This is a genomic window from Oribacterium sp. NK2B42, from assembly GCF_000424445.1.
In the GTDB taxonomy this organism is placed as follows: Bacteria; Bacillota; Clostridia; order Lachnospirales; family Lachnospiraceae; genus Oribacterium.
The window spans coordinates 22643-43131 of the sequence record NZ_AUJX01000032.1 but is presented as its reverse complement, the minus strand read 5'-3'; the positions used below and the strand labels follow the sequence as shown (position 1 = coordinate 43131).

Here is a 20489-nt window from a genome sequence, read left to right as displayed (position 1 = left end):
TTACTCCATCGTAATAAGCTGGTGATACAAGCCTCCCCTTGACATAAGTTCATCATGCGTTCCTCTGTCAACAATCTTCCCCTTGTCCATAACAATGATCTCATCACACTCACGAATAGTGGAAAGACGATGGGCAATTACTATCGTCGAAATGCCTCGATCCCTGATGGAATCCATGACCTTATATTCGGTCTCAGCATCAAGGGCGCTGGTGGCTTCATCAAGTATAAGTATGGACGGATCCTCAGCGAGGACTCTTGCGATCTCGATACGCTGCCTCTGTCCTCCGGAAAAGTTCTTTCCGTTCTCACGGATCATGCCATGATAACCGCCTTCTCTTGAAATGATCTCATCGTGGATATGAGCATCTCTTGCGGCAAGGATGATGTCAAAATCCTCTATTGATTTATCCCACAGAGAAATATTTTCAGCTATCTCATCCTCGAAAAGAACGATATCCTGATCAACTACAGAAAGTGAACTGGTGAATATATCCCTTGGTATATCATTGATAGGAGTTCCGTCATAAAGTATCTCTCCCGACCAAGGCTTATAAAGTCCCGACAAAAGCTTGGCCATGGTGCTCTTGCCGCAGCCTGAATATCCCACAAATGCTACACTGCCGCCTGCGGGAACCTTTAATGAGAAGTTTTCAATAAAAGGATCCGATAGTTTGCTGTAGCCAAAGGTAACATTCCTGAACTCAATCTCTCCGCTCAGTTTTTCGGGATCTTCGTTTTGGAATAGTTTTTCAACTATACGATCCTTATCTAAGTCCCGTTTCTCAGAGTCTGAGCCTTCTTTTGGCAAGACGATCCCGGCCTTCTCCATCTCCTCGCTGAAGGTCTCCGGAACGTCCGCTTTGTATCTCATTACATCTTCAACTCTGTTAATGGCATTGACAAGCTCCTGGAACTGCTGGCCCACTGAGATAAGACTCTGTAACGGTGTAGAAACATTGGACAGAAAACCCTGGATGGCAAGAAGCATACCGACTGTTATCTCTCCCTGTAATATCAACCAGCCGCCGGCGATAACAACCGCCCAGTTTGCGAGATCCCTGAAAAATCCGAGATACACCTCCAAACGGGCTCCTCTTGTGGTATTTCCATAATTAAGGAAATTTGCATGAAGCCCTGCCCATCGTTCAAAATATTCATCCTCCGTTCCAGATGCCTTTATGGTTTCGATCATCTCAACTCCGGCGATGGTGGCGTTGTCCATACGCCCTTTATATTGTAGCTGGGCACGGTTTCTGTTTATATCAACCATGGTTGCTCTCTCAGTGATAACAAGGTTCAGGAACAAGACCAAAACCCCAAGCAGCGTAAGCATAACAGAATAATGAAGCATGGCTGCAACAAAAAAAATGGTAAAAACCACTTCTATCACTATAGGTGCCAGGCTTTTTATCAGAAGCCTGGCGATATTCTGGTTACTTTCCTGTCTCTGGACCACATCTCCCACATAACGCTGCTTAAAAAACTCCACCGGCAGATGGAGAACATGCCACATAAACCTGGTGCCGGCATTAACACCAAGCTTGGCTTCCACCTGAAGACCATAGACAGCTTCAACTATGGAAGAAAGACCTATGAAGATTGCCATCAAGGCCATAAATCCTATAACTGTTGTGAACCATTCTTCATTTGATCCCGAAAGGATATAATCAAGATATACCCTGCTGAGGAATGGGCTTATCAGGCCGCCCAGACCCACCAGGATCGAAAAAAGCGCCGCTGCCAAAAAGGTTCTGTGGGAGTTTCTGAGTCTGCTTCTCACAAAATTGATAACAGTATCACGGTGTCCCTCTTTCTTGAATTCCGGACCCGGCTCAAACTTAAGTACTACTCCTGTATATGAAACATCAAACTCTTCCATGGAAACATTAACCCTGCCCATGGCAGGATCGATGATCACAGCCTTATCCTTGTCAAATCCACAGAGAACAACAAAATGACTGAAATTCCAGTGAAGGATCAAGGGTTCTGAAACATCCCTGAGGGCATCAACGGAAGCCCGGTATCCGCCTCCCCGGAGACCGTAATTTCGTGCCGCCTTAACAAGGTTCAGGGCATTGCTTCCATCCCTGTTTATGGCGCAGTCCTGGCGAACCTGCTCAAGAGAGACCCATTTGCCGTAGTATCCCAATATCATATTGAGGCACGCGGCACCGCACTCTGTATTCTCCATCATCATAACTATAGGAATATTATTGATCTTACTCATATGCCTCCCATAAGTCAGTCAAACAGTATCTTATATGGTGCGCTCTCTTCCACCACAACCTTTGCCTTAAGCTCTGCGTTAATGGCCAGCTTGTCTATGTCACTATCATCAAGCTTTACGATTACAGAACTCACCCATTCTGTATCGTTAAGGTTATGTTCCAACAGCCAGGGCGCATTAACGGCTTGTCCCGCATTGTCATAAGACACACTCATTCCAACCAGATCCACCGTTCCGACTATGCTGTTCTTATCATCACTTACAACTACCTTCATACCCGGTTCTATGCGATGAGCTTCCTGGGAAGACACAAAGCAGGTTATACCCCTAGGTGTTCTGATGCCAACTGCCTCCACTGTGTCGGGAACGCTGCCAAAGATGCCCCACAGTATGGCCGCTCCTATTGCTATAAAAAGGGCTATGATCAGTGCCCAGGTATTGGGACCGGGAATATCCAGATATTGATCGAGCTTCTCAGGGGAATTGATATGCTCATAACTTTTCTTTCTAAAAAGCTGTTTTTTATCCATAATTGTCCTTAAAATTTATCGCTTTTTGTCATGATATCCTGACCGCCCATAACCTTCTTCAGATCTTGATCGGGTATGGGTTCGAATCCGGAAAATCCATCAATAAACTCTGTCTCCGCAGCCTTATTCAGATCTTCACTTTTTTCAAGAACTTTTTTGTCATCCTTAATATTATCCATAATTTACCTCAATTCTTTCAATTCTTCGATCCACAGCTTTACTACCGCATCACTCGGCATCCTCAGATCTCCTCTTGGAGAAACTGCCACAGAACCAACCTTTGGTCCGTCAGGGAGACAGCTTCTCTTGAACTGCTGAGTGAAAAATCTCCAATAGAATTTGTTTAACCATTTGAAGATCTCATCAGCATCGTATATCTCAGCATCGTCCGAATCCCCCTGATTTTCTCGTGAGAAAGCCTTCAAAGCCAGCATATAAACCTTTTTCGGGCTGAAACCAAATCTCATTATCTGATAGAGGAAGAAATCGTGGAGCTCATAAGGTCCCACCAGATCCTCTGTCTTCTGGGATATCTTTCCGTCTCCTGTCGGAGGAAGAAGCTCCGGGCTCACAGGTGTATCAAAGATATCATAAAGACATGAGCTTAATGCCTTATCCTCTGAAGTATCAGCTACATACTTAACAAGATATCTCACCAGAGTTTTCGGAACGCCTGCATTAACCGCATACATGGACATGTGGTCTCCGTTATAGGTCGCCCATCCGAGGGCAAGCTCGCTGAGATCTCCTGTTCCTATAACTATTCCATCGGTCTGATTTGCGATATCCATAAGTATCTGGGTCCGCTCCCTTGCCTGGGAATTCTCATAGGTGACAGAATGATCCTCCGGATCATGTCCGATATCCCTGAAATGAAGTAAAACCGACTCCTTGATATTGATCTCCCTAAGAGTGGCGTTAAGGCTCTTTGTCAGAGTCACGGCATTGTTATAGGTTCTGTCTGTGGTTCCGAAAGCCGGCATGGTCACAGAGATAATGTTTTCTCTCGGTAATCCCAGCAGATCAAAGGCTCTTGCGGTAACCAGAAGTGCCAGTGTGGAATCAAGACCTCCGGAAATACCTATAACTGCAGTCTTGCAGCCGATGTGCTCCAGTCTCTTTTTGAGTCCCAGCGCCTGTATGGTGAAGATTTCGTTACACCTCCGGGTTCTCTCCTGCTGATTGCCGGGTACAAAGGGTTTAGGATCGATGTATCTTCTGAGATCTAATGCTTCGGCAAGGAGCTTTTCTCCAACAGCTTCTCCTGAGGCTTCAGAATCCTCCGTTTCAGACTCAAACTTCTCCGGCTTAAAACTGAATCTTACGATCTCATATTTTTCTCTCAGCTCCTCGGAAACAGAAGGATACGTGGTGGTTCTGGACCTCTCCTGATCCAGCTTACGGAGATCGATATCCGCAATGTAGAGTCCTGTCTCGAAGCGCTTTCCTTCTTTAACTATGGAGCCATTCTCCGCAATGATATCCTGTCCTCCGAAAACAAGGTCTGTTGTTGACTCACCGTCGCCTGCATTGGTATAGATGTAAGCTGCCACAAGACGGGCACTAGTGGAACGGATAAGCTCCCGGCGGTAACTGTCCTTTCCGACTGTTTCATCAGAGGCGGAAGTATTGGCAATGACGGTAGCTCCCGCAAGGGCATGCTTTGTGGAGGGAGTTTCCGGAACCCATACGTCCTCACAGATTTCAGCTGCAAGAACAAAATCCTTAAAGTCTTCGGCTTCGAGCAATATATTCATACCGAAGGGTATCTCATAGGTTTCTCCGGTTGCCTTTGATCTGTGCTTTAAAAATCTCACAGCTTCGCTTCCGGGATTAAACCATCTTCTCTCATAAAACTCACCATAGTTCGGAAGATTCTTCTTGGGGATAATGGCAAGAATACGTCCATCGTGAAGAACAGCAGCTGTATTATAAAGCTTATGATCCGTATACCAGGTGGTTCCCACTACTACAACAATTTCTCTTCCTTTGGTTTCTTCCGCAATTTCATCCAGTGCTTTTTCTGCTTTATCAATAAGAATCGTCTGGTGGAACAGATCCGCACAGGTATATGCCGTTAATGCAAGCTCCGGGAAAACGATAAGCTTAACTCCCTGCTTCTCCGCCTCCACTATGTTACTGATTATCGCTTCTTTATTATGTGAAACATCCGCAACCTTTATCCCGGGCGTTGCGGAAGCAACTCTTATAAATCCTTCTATCATTGAAAAAGCCTCCGATTGATTTACTGTTATTTGATGTTGATTATACCACAAAAAGGCTGTTCCTTTTCGGAACAGCCTGAAAAATAAATATTTGTTTTATGAATTTTGCGGCATCAGTGTTTTTACAAAACACGGATATCAGCCGTTATCCTCAACCGAGTAGTTAGGCGCTTCCTTTGTGATGTGAATATCATGTGGATGTGATTCCTTCAGGGATGCACTTGAGATCTTCACGAACTCGCTTGTACTCTGAAGTGTAGGAATATCCTTTGCACCACAGTATCCCATACCTGCTCTGAGACCGCCCACAAACTGGAATATCGTATCCTCTACCTTACCCTTGTAAGCAACACGTCCCTCAACACCTTCAGGTACGAGCTTCTTGGCATTGGCCTGGAAATAACGGTCTGCAGAACCGTTCTTCTGCTTCATGGCACCCATTGAGCCCATGCCTCTGTATACCTTGTACTTACGTCCCTGATAAAGCTCGAATTCACCCGGAGCCTCATCACACCCCGCAAATACAGAACCCATCATAACTGTGTTTCCGCCTGCTGCGATAGCCTTTACAACATCACCGGAATACTGGATACCACCATCTGCGATGATAGGTACACCATACTTTGAAGATACCTCGTAAGAATTCATAACTGCTGTGATCTGAGGAACACCGATACCTGCAACAACTCGGGTTGTACAGATAGATCCCGGTCCGATACCGATCTTTACGCAGTCAGCTCCTGCCTTGATAAGAGCTTCGGTTGCGGCACCTGTGGCAACATTACCGGCAATGATCTGAAGATCCGGGAACTTCTCCTTGAGAAGTGATACACACTTAAGTACGTTTCCGCTGTGACCGTGAGCAGAATCAAGTACAACCACATCAACATGTGCCTTTACGAGCTCAGCTGCTCTTTCTACAACATTGGCAGTGATTCCGAGGGCTGCACCGCAAAGAAGTCTTCCCTGTGAATCCTTTGCAGAATTAGGATACTTCATCTGCTTCTCGATATCCTTGATTGTGATGAGACCCTTGAGAACTCCATCATCATCTACGATAGGAAGCTTCTCAACCTTTGCCTTTGCGAGGATCTGCTTTGCCTCCTCAACAGTTGTTCCTTCCTTTGCTGTTATGAGATTTTCGGAAGTCATGCACTCCTTGATCTGCTTTGTGAAATCCTCTTCGAAAACCAGATCACGGTTTGTGATGATACCCACAAGCTTACGATCCACTGTGATCGGTACACCTGAAATCCTGTACTTGCCCATGAGGTCATTGGCATCCTTAAGAGTATGCTCCGGGCTAAGGAAGAAAGGATCTGTGATAACGCCGTTCTCTGAACGCTTTACCATATCTACTTCCTCTGCCTGCTGCTCGATAGACATATTCTTGTGGATGATGCCTATGCCGCCGCAGCGTGCCATGGCGATAGCCATCTGATGCTCTGTAACGGTATCCATACCTGCAGAAATAAACGGGATGTTTAACTTTATGGATTTTGTAAGGTAAGTTGAAACATCAACAGAATTGGGAACAACCTCTGAATACTGAGGTACGAGCAGTACATCATCGAATGTGATGCCATCGCCGATAATCTTGGCCATCGGAAATCTCCTTTCAAAATAAAAACAATCGTTGACACTTTTCAATATGTCACTCTGTCTGTTTAAAAGGTCCTTTTCCCCTTGAAGGACTTGGATCCAGGTTATGAATGGGTATTTGTTTTAAAATTTTAACGAGTATAACAAAAGGAGGGTTTAAAATCAACCCTCCTTTTCATAAGCAATTCTATGTATGTTATTTAGAAATCTTAGTAATATCAACTTCTTAAGTCTGATGCAGCCAGGCGAAGGTACATGTCCTATGCATAGCCGCCTTACATATAACTTATTCAGTATACTGCTTGATAAGCTGCTGATAGGAAGTACTGAAATTCAGTCCCTCATACTTTTTGAGCATTTTCTCCTTCTTTTCTGCATCTGTGCCGGGCTGCGGGAAATAAATGGTGAGACCGGATACACCGCCGTCATCATTGGGAGTCACATATCTGCTGATCTCAACGGCATTTTCAACAGAACTCCTGAGAGCTGCCGCAGCTTCCCTTATATCTTTGTAATTGATGCCATCACTTCCGCTGCCTGTGAAGTTGCTCTCTATTGCTCCGAGAAAACTGCTGAAATCCACAAGATCATAGCTGTAATTAGGTGCAAATCTGTAAGCCTCCTTACTTGCCTGTCTCAGATGGTCTCTTCCGTTTTCGGTTTTCTCAGCGCTCTTCAGAAGCTCTGCCAATGCCTTCAGCCTGTCGGAAGTGTTTCGCTTAAGGGCTTTAAGATCCACCAGTGAATAAGCGCCTACCATTTCATCCTTGCCTTCACCTTTTCCCTTGTTTACGGCAATGAAATCATCTATAACCTGCTTACCCTGCTCTATAGCTGATAACTCAGGATTGCTGTTCAGCTTTTTCAACCAGTTTGTATAGTTAAGACCGATGGAATACTCATTATCTTCCGACGCGATCATATAATCCACATGAGATGAAAGCCCGTAGCCGGTTTCCATGGCTCCCATAAGTCTCGCATCAAAAAGCAAAAGATCCAGATCCATGTCTGCATTGCCGAGAGCCGTAGACATTTCTGTCAGTGTAAGCTGCTCGCCCGAACCATTAACCTCATCATATCCAAAACCGCTTACAGGTCCGCCGGACTGTCCCCAGAGAACCGCCTCATATCTCTTTGCCGGGAAGTTTTTCTTTACATATTTAAGGAAAGCCTCAAATGAATCACCGTCTGTCATGCTGACTTCGGAAGTGTTTCCGCCATCACCGAGATAAATGAGCTTCGTGCCCTTAACCATCCATCTTTCAATCTTAGACTCGTCAAATTCCTTGTCCGCAGTTGAAATGTTATGGAAATCCTTGGTCCCGCCTGTTTCGATGATAACATTCATATCATCTGTGTTGAGATTTGCAGAAAGCATGGTCACAAGACTGTTTGCTGCAAGGTTAGATTTGGTCTCGAGAGAAGAACCGATCATATATACAAGAACCGTAAGCTTCTTTTTATCCAAAGGAAGTGTTACTGTGCCGCTGTTTGTTGATGTGGCACTCTTTTTCTCCTTGGCTACGGTTTCTGATGCAGCCTCTGTCTCCTTTTCAGTCTCCGCTGCGGTTTCCGTTTCAGCTATAGTCTCTTTTGTTGTTTCAGCTGCAGTCTCTTTTGTGGTCTCTGCAGGAGTTTCAGCCTCGACTGCATTTTTTGTCTCCTGAGCATTTTCTTTTGTCTCAGTATCTGAAACCGCATTTGTATCAGAGGAACCGTCCATATAAGGCTCATTACTGAGAATGATATGGGTCTCCGTGGTCTTTTTTGTCCCATCAGAAGATGCCTTATCAAGCTTTGCCGCGGATGAACCTACACCCAAAATCTGATTGAGAGCCTCCTGATCTTCATGTGCGGTATTTCCCGAAACGCTGCCGGCTGAAGTACCTGATGCAACTGCTTCGGCCGAAACATCAGCCTCTTTCTTTTCAGAATCCACACTGCGGTCCGCTCCCGCCGCTTTATTGTCTGCTGCACCGGAATCATTTACTTTTGAAGCTTTACCACCGGAAACATTACCGTTTGAAGCCTTCGCGCCGGATCCGGCAGCTGCTTTCGAAGCACGATCTTCGCCTGTCGCAGCTGCCGTCTCCGCTGTTTCCGGAATTCCGGTCTCTATAGTAGTGTTGATTTTCTCTGACTGATCAAGTGCAGCCTCTGTAAGACCTTCATCGGTTGTGATCTTAATGACCTCACCGGTTGTCTCAACCTCCGCAAGCTGCTGTACCTGTTCAACTGTAGCGGCACGATTAACGATTCCAAAAGCTATGGTTCCGAATAAAAGCATAAAGGCTATGGTAAAGCCGGCACCCAAAGCAAGAACCTTCTTATGCTTCCTGAAGAATTCCACGGAGTCCTTTCTAAATTCCTGTAACTCCTCATTCTCCCAGGTCTCGTTATTATCATCCTGTTTTTTTCTGCTCTTAAACTCTCTCATAATATCATAAACCCTTCCCTTTGAGAAGAAACGGTTCTTCATCTGACATTACCGGAACCGCTACTGTCTCTGTTCTTACATGTTAACAAAAATCCGCCTTAATTTGGTTGAAGTTATCCATACAAAAAAGGAACAGACTTTAATAAAAAAGTCTGTTCCTTCATTTTTGTAAGGTTTTCGTAAATGTCACCTGAATCAAATATCTGCTTTACGTCAATTTTAAGTCGAGAATAACCATAAGCAGATATGTATCTTAAACTGCAAAATATAATAGTTCAGCCGGGGCATGAGCGGATAAGAGCCGACTGGACTGTTGCAAAAAAGCAGTGTGGGTTTCTCCATATTCAACACTTGAAAACAGCCAGATTGCATAGTCGGCTGCCATCATCGCAAGGAGCAAAAGCAGTGCAAATGCATACTGAAGGGCCAAAAACAGTGAGATAACCGTAAGAACTGCTGCAATGCCCAATGCTGCTTTCCAGTATACAGGGTCGTTTCTTTTCACCATGTGCTCTACATAATCATCCATATATTTCTCCTAATCTATTAACACTGACTATAAACCTTAATATCTGACACTTGGATGCAGATCTAATCAGCTCTATAAACTAACATTTTCGCCGTTTATTTCTGCCATACAAATGCTGATCTAATTGACTCCATTCAACCGTACTATATGTAAAACCGGCATTTTTTCGAAAAAGTCCGGATTACAACTGTGCAATCCGAGCTTAATTATACGAAATTTACATTAAGGGTGCAATTCAAAGAACGTTCTTCTTTTTCAATTCCTTTACCAGAGTAGAATACAGGACATCCGGCTCAACCGGTTTTGAAAGGTGTGAGTTCAGACCGGATTGAAGCGAACGCTGAACGTCCTCCTCAAAAGCATTGGCGGTAAGAGCTATTATCGGTATGGTATGCGCGTCCTTTCTGTCCTGCTTCCGAATCATCCTGGTTGCTTCGAGTCCATCCATCTCAGGCATCCTCATGTCCATAAGGATGGCATCATAGTAGTTCTCAGTACTACTGCAGAACATATCAACAACAATCTGTCCGTTTCCTGCATGTTCAACCGTAATCTCTTTTTCATCAAGCAGCATTTTTATTATCTCTGCATTTATTTCCATATCCTCCGCCAACAGGATACGCTTTCCCTTTAAGATCTCATAATCGGACTCCTCCGGTACATCAGGCACTGTATCGGCAGGAACCGTATCCGAATCTTCAAGTGTAACAGTTACGGTAAATGTGCTGCCGACGTTCTTTTGACTTTCAACCTTTATGTCACCATTCATCATTTCCACTATGCTCTTCGTGATAGACATTCCGAGACCCGTACTGCCATATTTTGTGGTCACTGAAGAAGACTCCTGGCTGAAAGCATCAAACAGCTTAGGCAGAAATTCGCTGTCCATTCCTACTCCGGTATCCTTTATGACAAACCTGAAAACGGAAGAATTTTTAAAATGGGAAATACATTCCACATCCAGATCTACATTGCCTCCTGTATGAGTGAATTTTACGGAGTTCCCCAGGATATTGATGAGTACCTGCTTGAGCTTCATATTATCCCCGATGAAACATTCACCGGCGGTGTTTCTCAGGTCATATTTCCAGTTTAATCCTTTCTCTTTGCACTGGCCTCCTATGATCACATCGATTTCCCCGAGTAAAGCAGGAAGTGAAAATACTTCCTTTTTCAGCACCATACGACCTGCTTCTATGCGTGACATATCGAGAATATCATTAATAAGCATCAGCAGATGATCCGCAGACGTACCTATCTTTTTCAGGTATTCCTTTGTGACTTCCGGAGTGTTGGGATCATCCAGTGCGATACGGTTTAGGCCAATGATGGCATTCATAGGTGTGCGGATCTCATGACTCATATTTGATAAGAATGCTGTTTTTGCCTTGCTGGCTGATTCCGCGGATAAAAGTGCATCGGAAAGCACCTGGCTTTGTGTCAGGGTATGTCTGGTCTCGGCATCCACATCCGCAAAACCCATGCTGATATCCCGGATTTCATGATTTGGTTCGGAATCATGATGACGTATCCCCGCCATACGGATCATCTCATAGGACTGGTGTCCTTCCTGATCTATCATATAGCGGAAGGTACATACAGGCTCATCCTTCAGATTTTCCCGGATAGTCTCAGGAGCTATAAACTTCAGAAAATCCTCACGGTAATCTTCACTTACATAATCCTCGGCATATTTGGTGAGTGTTTTTATATAGGGAAAATGCTCTCCTCTCCCTATACCGTTATCTATCTTACTATGTGTCCGGTAACAGATTCCATCATCATTATCCAGATCTATATAATATACTCCTCTGTATTCCGCAGAAAGTGCATTGATCATGTTATTGGCCTGGGTATTGATATTGCCGGTATATTTGGCCAGTCCATCCCTGACTTTACGGATACGCACTGCCAGCTCCTGTACATCGGTAGGTTCATAATTTCCGCTGTCTGCCATGGTGGTTTCGAGATCAACCTTCAGACTGAGTTCCTCCACATCTCTTGTGGCATCTGCAATATCCTCCGAAATGGTTTTCATCCTGCGCCTGAGCCCTCCTGTAGCGATGAAAACAAGAAGGATACCGATGATAACGGAGGCAATACTGTTGATAAGTATGGAAATGTCCTGTTTTTTAAACTGCCAGTCATACCACTCGGCATCGAAATCCACAGCCACTATACCGGCAACATTTCCCGCTGAATCAAAAACCGGACTGTATGAACTGTAAAATCGTCCCCAGTCATCGGAGTAAGGTTCCTCATCCACTGACGGAACACCTTTGCTTGCACGGTAGAGCGCATCGGTATACACTACAGGTTCCCCGAAAATACCCGGATCCTCTATGGTGGGATCAACGGAAAATACAAATTCTTTTTCGCTTTTTGCCGTAACGCAGTAAATATATTTGAGATCGATATTGTTCTGAAAATATGCGAGAGTATCGTTGACCTGCCTGTAGGCGGGCGTGTCCTTGTCTTCTTTTTTCAGGCTTCTGAGGGCATCTCCGTCAAGCATATCCGCAGCGGTATTTGAGATATCAAGCATACGGTTTTGAATGAGTGTGATCATAGACTTTTTGGAGTTGTTCACAAGTATGCCACCCAGCAGAAAGTTCACCGCAAGGAGCATAACCGAAATAATGATGGCGAACGTCGCCGTAAACCCCGGTTTTTTATTTACCATGATTCAAGCCTCCATATTATGCGGCCATTCGGACAAAAGCTTCTGTCCTCATAACCTACTAAAGGACAACATCTACACTCTCATTATACTTATAATTCCCCCAAAATACATCCTCTGTTAACAGAACGTATTTCTTATGACACAGACTGTTTTTATCGTAAAAAATAAGACCCCGCAGTGATTTTCTGCGGGGTCTTACCTGATCTACATTTGTAATCCATGAGCCTGTCATATGCCGGATTTATACGGACACATACCAGACACACCAAATAAGTTTAAAAGTTCAAACTTTTACTTTTATTACATCATTCCGCCCATTCCCGGGTTAGGCATTGCGGGAGCTACAGGCTCTTTAATGTCAGCTACAACTGCCTCAGTTGTGAGGAGTGTTGAAGCTACAGAAGCTGCGTTCTGAAGAGCTGTTCTTGTAACCTTGGCAGGATCAAGAATTCCGGCCTCAAGCATATCTACATACTCCTCGTGAAGAGCATCGAAGCCCTGTCCGTCCGGAGTCTCCTTTACCTTGTTTACGATAACTGCGCCCTCAAGACCTGCATTTGAAGCGATTGTGTAAAGAGGAGCCTCAAGTGCCTTAAGAATGATCTTTGCACCTGTCTTCTCATCTCCGTCGAGCTCTTCAACAACCTTCTCAACAGACTTCTGAGCATGAATGTAAGCTGATCCGCCGCCTGCGATAACACCCTCTTCAACTGCTGCACGTGTAGCATTGAGAGCGTCCTCCATACGGAGCTTGGCTTCCTTCATCTCTGTCTCAGTTGCAGCACCAACTCTGATAACAGCTACGCCGCCGGAAAGCTTTGCAAGTCTCTCCTGAAGCTTCTCTCTGTCGAAATCAGATGTGGTTGTAGAAATCTGCTGCTTGATCTCAGCGATACGTGACTCGATGTCAGACTTCTGACCTTCACCGTCAACGATAGTTGTCTTCTCCTTGGAAACCTTAACTGATTTAGCACGACCAAGCTGCTCCATAGTTGTATCCTTAAGCTCGAGACCGAGATCTGAAGAGATAACCTGTCCGCCTGTAAGGATAGCGATATCCTGAAGCATTTCCTTACGTCTGTCACCATAACCCGGAGCCTTAACAGCAACTACATTGAAGGTTCCGCGAAGCTTGTTAACGATAAGTGTTGTAAGAGCCTCACCCTCAACATCCTCTGCGATGATAAGGAGCTTAGCGCCGCTTTTTACGATGTTCTCAAGTACAGGAAGGATATCCTGGATGTTTGAGATCTTCTTGTCTGTGATAAGGATGTAAGGATCGTCAAGATTTGCTTCCATCTTGTCCATATCTGAGCACATATAAGCTGAGATATATCCTCTGTCGAACTCCATACCTTCAACTACATCAAGCTCTGTAAGCATGGTCTTTGATTCCTCAACAGTGATAACACCATCCTTGGAAACCTTCTCCATAGCATCGGCAACCATCTCACCAACGTGCTCATCACCTGCAGAAATTCCGGCAACCTTAGCGATCTGATCCTTGCCCTTAACCTTTGAAGACTGAGCCTTGATGGACTCTACAGCAGCCTTAACTGCCTTGTGGATACCCTTACGAAGGATGATCGGGTTGGCACCTGCCTCGAGGTTCTTCATTCCTTCCTTAACGATAGCCTGTGCAAGAACAGTAGCAGTTGTTGTACCGTCACCTGCAACATCATTTGTCTTTGATGCAACCTCACGAACGAGCTGTGCACCCATATTCTCATATGCATCCTTAAGATCGATCTCCTTAGCGATCGAAACACCATCGTTTGTGATAAGCGGTGCGCCATAGCTCTTATCAAGAACTACGTTTCTGCCCTTAGGTCCGAGGGTTACCTTAACTGTATCTGCTACCTGATCAACGCCGGCCTCAAGTGCCTTTCTGGCCTCAACGCCGTACTTAATTTCCTTTGCCATTTTGAATTCCTCCTCAAGCTCTCCGCCGTTACTTTTTCGAAATCACGACGGGAAATCTGTATTAATCTTTCGATAACTCAGGCAAATGTTTTTGCCTCACAGTAATCTTACTTCTCTACAACTGCAAGAATGTCGTTCTGCTTAACAACTGTATACTTGGTTCCGTCGATCTCAACCTCTGAACCTGCATACTTTGAGAAAAGAACGTGATCGCCAACCTTAACCTGCATTGTGATCTCTTTTCCGTCAACAACTCCGCCGGGACCTACTGCAACAACAACTGCCTGACCTGGCTTCTCCTTGTCATTCTGTCCGGGAAGAACGATACCGCTTGCTGTGGTCTCTTCCATCTTTTCTTTCTCAAGAACTACTCTGTCAAATAATGGAACTAACTTCATTTGATTGACCTCCTAATTTATTAACTTGTCCGGCTAGAACGGGATATAGAATTTTTACAAAAATCCACATCTAAGCTAACCGGATTTCTGTTTTTATGTCTGAAAGACTTTTTCTCTAGCAACAAAACGTATTATAAAACGCATTATTAGCAACGTCAAGGGTCGAGTGCTAACAATTTTAAGATTTCACATTTTATTCACATTCCAACCATAAAAAAAGCCAGCGAAACGCTCCCGGATAAAGCATTTCGCTGACCTTTAATCAAGTTGGGTCACACTTTCTTCTCACGAAGATAGTGCGTATAGCACTCAGAATGGCATTCATAAACTTTAAATCGAGTTTGGTCACACTGCCTTCTCACATCAGACTGCTGTCCCTGTCGATGGCAGCGATGATGTTATTGGTCACCATCAGGAGTACAAAACCTACCAGGCTCTGTAAAAACGATGCCGCTGCCGAAAAACTGAAGTTTGCCTGCTGCATGAGAGCCTTATAGACATATACGTCCAGGGTCTGTGTGACTCCCTGCAGGGAGCCGGAGTCCATGGGCACCTGATAGAAAAGTCCAAAATCCGAATTAAGTATATTCCCGACGCTCAATATAAAGATGGTACATATGGTCGGAGTGAGATGCGGCAAGGTGATATAGTGCACCTTTTCCATAAAGGTGGCTCCGTCAAGATCCGCACTCTCATACAGGGTTCTGTCGATGGAAGTAATGGCACAGAGATAAATAATCATGCTGTAGCCTGCGGACTTCCATACTCCGAGAATTATCAGAAACAATCTCCAGCATTTTGGACTCTGATACCACTGAACGGCTGTTTTTCCAAAAAAGCCGAGGATATGATTGACAGTTCCTTCATCCGTGGCAAGAAAAGCATATACCAGATATCCGACTATGACCCAGGACAGAAAGTACGGAAGAACCATAACCATCTGAATGCTGCCCTTTAGTTTTTCGCTGTGTAACTCCGTAAGAAAAATCGCCAGAAAAACAGGTATGACTATGTTGAGTATTATAAAGATAATGTTGTAAAAAAGCGTGTTAAACATTATCCCGGGCATGTCCGAAGACCGGAGCAGAAATGAAAAATTTTCAAGTCCCACCCACTTGCTGTTCACAAACAGATTTTTAAAAAGAGATTCTCCGGGTACCGGTGTGAACCTTTTAAACGCAAAGCATATTCCGAACAGGGGAATATAGCAAAAGCAGATGAACCATATTATGGCCGGAAGCGCCATAAGCGTCAGGTCACGATTCTTCTTTTTTGAGTAGCCTATTTCTTTCTTTACAGAAGCTTTATTCATGATTAAGTTTTTTCCACTCCTCCAGCTGCTGCCTTACATCCTCCACCAGTTCCTTCATGCCTGCCTCTTCCATTCGCTTTTTTATCACCGGAAGTACCTTATCAGGATCGCTTGTACCGGTGATGAGCTCTGTCTTATAGTCACTGTAGATTGCATTCAAAGCGGCAATGATATCTTCTTTTCTGGCCTGATCATAGGCAAACCCATTGATGGCACTGTATATACCATCTGTTTCGTATTCCTCAAATACGCCCTTCCACTGATCGGGGTCCGCCAGAAAAGTCCTGCTGACAGATTCCACGGAAGCAGCGGCTGCAGCTCCCGTTTGATAGAGAGAAGTATTGTATCTGCTGAGTCCCGTATCAGTTCGAAGGACGGTACCGTTTTCCAGATATTCAAAATGCTTGCCTTCTATCCCGTAAGCCAGGATATCCCTGAACTTTTTATCTGTGCTGAGCAGTTCGAGATACTTAAGGCATGCTTTTGTGTGCTCATCATCACAGGCTGCACATATACCGATCATGGCTCCCTGCTCGCTGGAGCGGGATAAAAACGGACCTTCATAGATTGAGGTTTTGACATTAAATCCCCAGTTCTCGGGATTTGAGTATCCCTGATATCCTTTCCAGGCAACTCCGAAACGAACCGGAATGGATTTATCCGAGGTCGTTGATTCTATGGTTGCGGCATCGGGATGAATGTACCCCGCCTTATACCACTTGTGTAAGAGCCTGAACCTGTCCATCAGCTGATCACACTCGTAAAACGGTATCACATTTGAGGCTTCATGACCTTCACCAAAAGGCAGCACCACCAGAGTCTGGACTACCCTCTCCACAGAATTCATATATCCCGGTATCCCGCCCCTGGTCATATCCAGGGGATACCTGCCCGGAAAGTCCTCCTTGTAAGCCTTAAGGAAGGGTTCTATATCCTCAAAATTCATTCTTTCCGGGATGACCATCCCCTTCTTTCCTTCAAAATAATCCGAATTTATGCGGAACATTTCTTCGGCACCCATATCCTTAAGAAGCGGAATCCCATATATTCTCCCATTAACCGTTCCGGCATCCCAGAAGGGATCTATGTAATCATATAGTGCAGGTGTCTCTGTCTTCACTAAATCCGTTACGTCACGATAAAGCCCGGCTGAAGCTCCCTTATCAAACGGATTTACCCATGAAGAGGTAAAGACCATGTCATAATATTCCCCGGAGGCCATCATCAGATTAAGTTTATCCGAGGGCTGAAATTCAAGCTTTACGGTAACTCCTATCTTCTCCTTCGACACGGCATTGGCAGCCTCCACCACTTCTTTTATATCAAGAGGCACATCCGAGGCCTGGTAGGTAACCCATCGAAGGACGATGCTGTCATCGTCTTTTCTTGCGGCTTCGCAGCCTGTAAGCATTAAAACAGAAAGCGATATCGCAAAAAATACAGCCACTATCCTATTTATAAATTTACGCAGCATACCAATCTCCTATTTAAGCTCATGTTTTTCGCCGTTTATTTCTGACATTCAGATACCAATCTAATTGGCTCCTATATGAACCCATGCTTTTCGGCACTGATAATGATGAAATTCACGCCTGTCCATATCAGCCCTTTATGGCTCCGACTGTCATTCCTCGCTTCAGAAACTGCTGGAAGAACGGAAGTATCAGCATCACCGGAAGTATAACCACCACTACCATGACCATTCTGATGGTGATGGTGGGCGGAGTATAGGCATTCATTCCCGAAAGATACTGGGTATCTCTGACGAGAGTCTGAATGCTTCGGTCCATATTTACAAGAACATACTGGAGTGGATAAAGCTCTGTGTGATTACTGTCAAGATACAAAAGCGATGGATACCAGCTGTTCCAATAGTTGAAGGTCTGGAACAGGGCAACTGTCATGATGACAGGCTTCGCCACGGGTGCCACTATGAGTCTGAATATCTGAAAATGGCCGGCTCCGTCCAGCTCCGCTGCTTCTATGAGGGAATCCGGTATGGCATTCTGAAAGTAATTTCTCAGTATCATGATGAACCAGGTTGAACAGAGATTTGGCAGAATAAGGGCATAATAAGAATTACTCAAATGAAAAATCTGGGTGTTCACCATATAGGACGACACAAGACCACCGGAAAAAAGCATTGGAATCATAAGGAACAAAAGGATTCCTCGTCTCAATTTATATTCTTTTCGGGATAATGCATAAGCTATGGGACACATGAGCATAAGGCCGAAAACAACACCGGCTGCAGTTATCAAAAGGGAATTCAGAAAGGCTCTTCCAAGAAAGCCACCGGAATTAAAGAGGTAGCCGTAAGCCTTCAGAGATAATCCTTTTGGAAAAAAGCTGTACCCGATTTCATTTATGCTATCCTCAGAGGAAAACGAGATTATGATTACAAGGAGTACTGGCAGGAACATGATCACTGAAAGAGCGATATACACAAAGCTCACCACAGTGTTCGCCTTTTTGGAGTAAGCACTGTTTTCCGGACTTACATATTGATTGATATCTTTGAAATGGTTTTTTTCCACGATTTTCCTCTGCCTTTCCATCGGATATTGTGTGTCAACCCGATAAAAAATTTTACTATTCTTATATTATCGGTTATTTTTTTATAACTATAATGCTCAATAATAATTATATCATGAGGTTTTTATAATTTAAGAAAAAAGACATGATCCGAAGATCATGCCCTTAAAGACGCATGACCCCAAAGGTCAATGCGTCTTTTTGATTCAACATGGAAATATGTAGCGAAAAGATCGGCCGGATTTATAAAAGTTCAGCCAATTACTACACTATTCATGACTCACTCACGTTGGTAAGTATAAGTTCGGTTACCGCACCAGAGTTATCCGCGCGATGTATTCCCCGTCGTTTCCCAAAACCGAACCGACTCCGTACTGCACACCGTTGTTTTCGTAAAACTTGTCTATACGGATAGTCTCGATATTACCTCCGCCGTTAAAGAGGTATCTTGACGCTGCGTCATTGACAAGATCCTGAACGGTAAGTGTCTTCTCATCCGGAGAGGATGAGAAAAGTCCGGCATAGACCACGTCGGAATCATTTGAAGCGTCATATACTGAGAACGGCTGCATCGTCTCGGGAACCAAAGTATAATTACGGTACCAGTCGGCGGTGACTTCAGCTGTGTCTCCGTTAATGCTGATCTGCATGTTAAGAAGCATTCGATACTTGAAGATATCATCATCAGAAGGAATGTTCATCATCATCACTTTCCAGTCTCCGGATATCTCCGAAGCGTCGGTCAGCTGCCTTCCTCCGGTAAACGGACTCTGTTTTTTCTCTATCAGAAGATCTGCCCAGTAAAAATCTGCAAAAGCTGGTCGTTCCGATCCATTCCCTGTAAGCTTCCCCTGTGTGTCACTTTCTTCGTCAGTTCTTGGGATCACATCGGCAAAGCCATACATATCGCCTTGTTTCCTGGTGTGATTCTTCTCCATTTCCGAGCTGGGAATACAGAAATACGTATGATCTCCTCTGCTGTCATTCCAGGTTGTATCGATCTCATACCAGTTGCCGTCTTCCAGCTGCACGATATTCCACGCATGAGTGAGGGTCTCACCTTCAGCGGTAATCGCATCTCCCATAAGTACATAGCATGGGATACCGGCTTCCTGACAGATGTAAGCAAATGCCAGTGCATATCCGTCACATACTGCGACCCGTTCAACAATAGCCGCATAGGCACTGTGCGCAAGTTCTACAGGCATGTTTTCCGGATCTACGGCACGAAAGCCGCTTTCATCGACCTGGTTTGTATAATCCTCAAGATAAGCATAGTCATAAAACACCCTGTCTGTGATGTAATTGTTGATCTCAAGTACCTTTTCACTGGCCTTCCCGCTCAGGTTTTTTATGAACGGGTCTGTTTCCGCCCGAATCGCCTCAAGATCAGCAGCATGATCCCGCCTGTCTTCAAATATGATACGGAATTCATCGCTTCCGGCTGTCACAGGAAGAAGGTTGCTGGAGGTATAGTGATGAGCTTCTCCGATGTATGGATGATCGTTCATAAAGGCATATTTCGCCCGCTCAAATTCATCCATTCCCGAACCTTTCTGTTTTCCGATCCTGACTTCCCTTGTACCGTTTGTATAGTGCTCCTCCAAGGCGTCATAATAGATCTTCTCCGCCTCACTCAGGGTATCATAAAGGACCACCGGCGCAGCCGGATTTCCGGTTCCTTTCACCCAGTGGGGAGACACCACCCGGTCCGTCTGTCCGCCTGATACACTTTCAACTGCATCAGAAGCAGCTTCTTTTTCACCCATAGACACTGCTGTCGCAGGTTCCTGAACCGGTGCCGCAGCACTCTGCTGTGCCGGATTTGAAGTGCTCTCCTTCAATGGTTCCGTCGCTGCGGCTTTTTCTGATCCCGTGCCGGGTCTCAAAAAAAGCGCTGCAACTGCGACCAGCAGGATAACTGCGATCCCGATGACTGCATATTTTGTCATCCCGGAGCCGTCGCGCTTAACAGGTTTTTCCAGCCTTGCCCCACATTTTTCACAAAATGTACTGTCATCCGGAAGCTGTGCTCCACAATTCGGACAAAACATAGTGTAACTCCTTTCTGCAAACCCCTGTATGC

The 20489-nt window shown here is 44.9% G+C and carries 14 protein-coding genes; all 14 read right to left on the bottom strand.

All coding sequences use genetic code 11. From position 1 onward, the window contains the following. The gene (locus tag G625_RS0109430) at positions 1-2229 is read right to left on the bottom strand and encodes an NHLP family bacteriocin export ABC transporter peptidase/permease/ATPase subunit (protein WP_029200930.1); all 2229 of its coding nucleotides are present in this window, start codon (positions 2227-2229) and stop codon (positions 1-3) included. Positions 2230-2243: 14 nt separating this feature from the next. Then, the gene (locus tag G625_RS0109425; RefSeq protein WP_029200929.1) at positions 2244-2759 is read right to left on the bottom strand and encodes a hypothetical protein; all 516 of its coding nucleotides are present in this window, start codon (positions 2757-2759) and stop codon (positions 2244-2246) included. An 8-nt stretch (positions 2760-2767) separates the two neighbouring features. After that, the gene (locus G625_RS22400) at positions 2768-2938 is read right to left on the bottom strand and encodes a hypothetical protein (RefSeq protein WP_156885085.1); all 171 of its coding nucleotides are present in this window, start codon (positions 2936-2938) and stop codon (positions 2768-2770) included. Positions 2939-2941: 3 nt separating this feature from the next. Next, positions 2942-4984: an NAD(+) synthase gene (locus tag G625_RS0109415; RefSeq protein WP_029200928.1), complete on the bottom strand. Its 2043-nt coding sequence runs from the start codon at positions 4982-4984 to the stop codon at positions 2942-2944. A 138-nt stretch (positions 4985-5122) separates the two neighbouring features. Next, the gene (guaB, locus tag G625_RS0109410; RefSeq protein WP_029200927.1) at positions 5123-6589 is read right to left on the bottom strand and encodes an IMP dehydrogenase; all 1467 of its coding nucleotides are present in this window, start codon (positions 6587-6589) and stop codon (positions 5123-5125) included. Between the two features lie 283 nt (positions 6590-6872). Further along, complete coding sequence (locus G625_RS0109405; protein ID WP_198014885.1) at positions 6873-9023, bottom strand: clostripain-related cysteine peptidase; 2151 nt, start codon at positions 9021-9023, stop codon at positions 6873-6875. Between the two features lie 253 nt (positions 9024-9276). After that, positions 9277-9552: a hypothetical protein gene (locus G625_RS19220; protein WP_029200925.1), complete on the bottom strand. Its 276-nt coding sequence runs from the start codon at positions 9550-9552 to the stop codon at positions 9277-9279. 235 nt (positions 9553-9787) lie between these two features. Next, entirely contained in the window at positions 9788-12235 is a 2448-nt protein-coding gene (locus G625_RS21250) for an ATP-binding protein (protein WP_049895826.1), read from the bottom strand. Between the two features lie 300 nt (positions 12236-12535). Continuing rightward, positions 12536-14158, bottom strand: a complete 1623-nt coding sequence (gene groL / locus G625_RS0109390) for a chaperonin GroEL (RefSeq protein WP_029200924.1) — start codon at positions 14156-14158, stop codon at positions 12536-12538. Between the two features lie 107 nt (positions 14159-14265). Further along, positions 14266-14556: a co-chaperone GroES gene (locus G625_RS0109385; protein ID WP_029200923.1), complete on the bottom strand. Its 291-nt coding sequence runs from the start codon at positions 14554-14556 to the stop codon at positions 14266-14268. A 358-nt stretch (positions 14557-14914) separates the two neighbouring features. Then, positions 14915-15868: an ABC transporter permease gene (locus tag G625_RS0109380; protein ID WP_029200922.1), complete on the bottom strand. Its 954-nt coding sequence runs from the start codon at positions 15866-15868 to the stop codon at positions 14915-14917. Further along, on the bottom strand, positions 15861-17342 hold the full coding sequence (locus tag G625_RS0109375; protein WP_029200921.1) for an ABC transporter substrate-binding protein: 1482 nt from the start codon (positions 17340-17342) through the stop codon (positions 15861-15863). Before G625_RS0109375 ends, G625_RS0109380 begins: the two co-directional genes overlap by 8 nt. Before the next feature lie 127 nt (positions 17343-17469). Next, complete coding sequence (locus tag G625_RS0109370; protein WP_049895825.1) at positions 17470-18405, bottom strand: carbohydrate ABC transporter permease; 936 nt, start codon at positions 18403-18405, stop codon at positions 17470-17472. Positions 18406-18711: 306 nt separating this feature from the next. After that, positions 18712-20457 (bottom strand): zinc-ribbon domain-containing protein, encoded by a 1746-nt coding sequence (locus G625_RS0109365; protein ID WP_029200919.1) that lies wholly within the window; start codon positions 20455-20457, stop codon positions 18712-18714. Positions 20458-20489 lie beyond the last annotated feature (32 nt).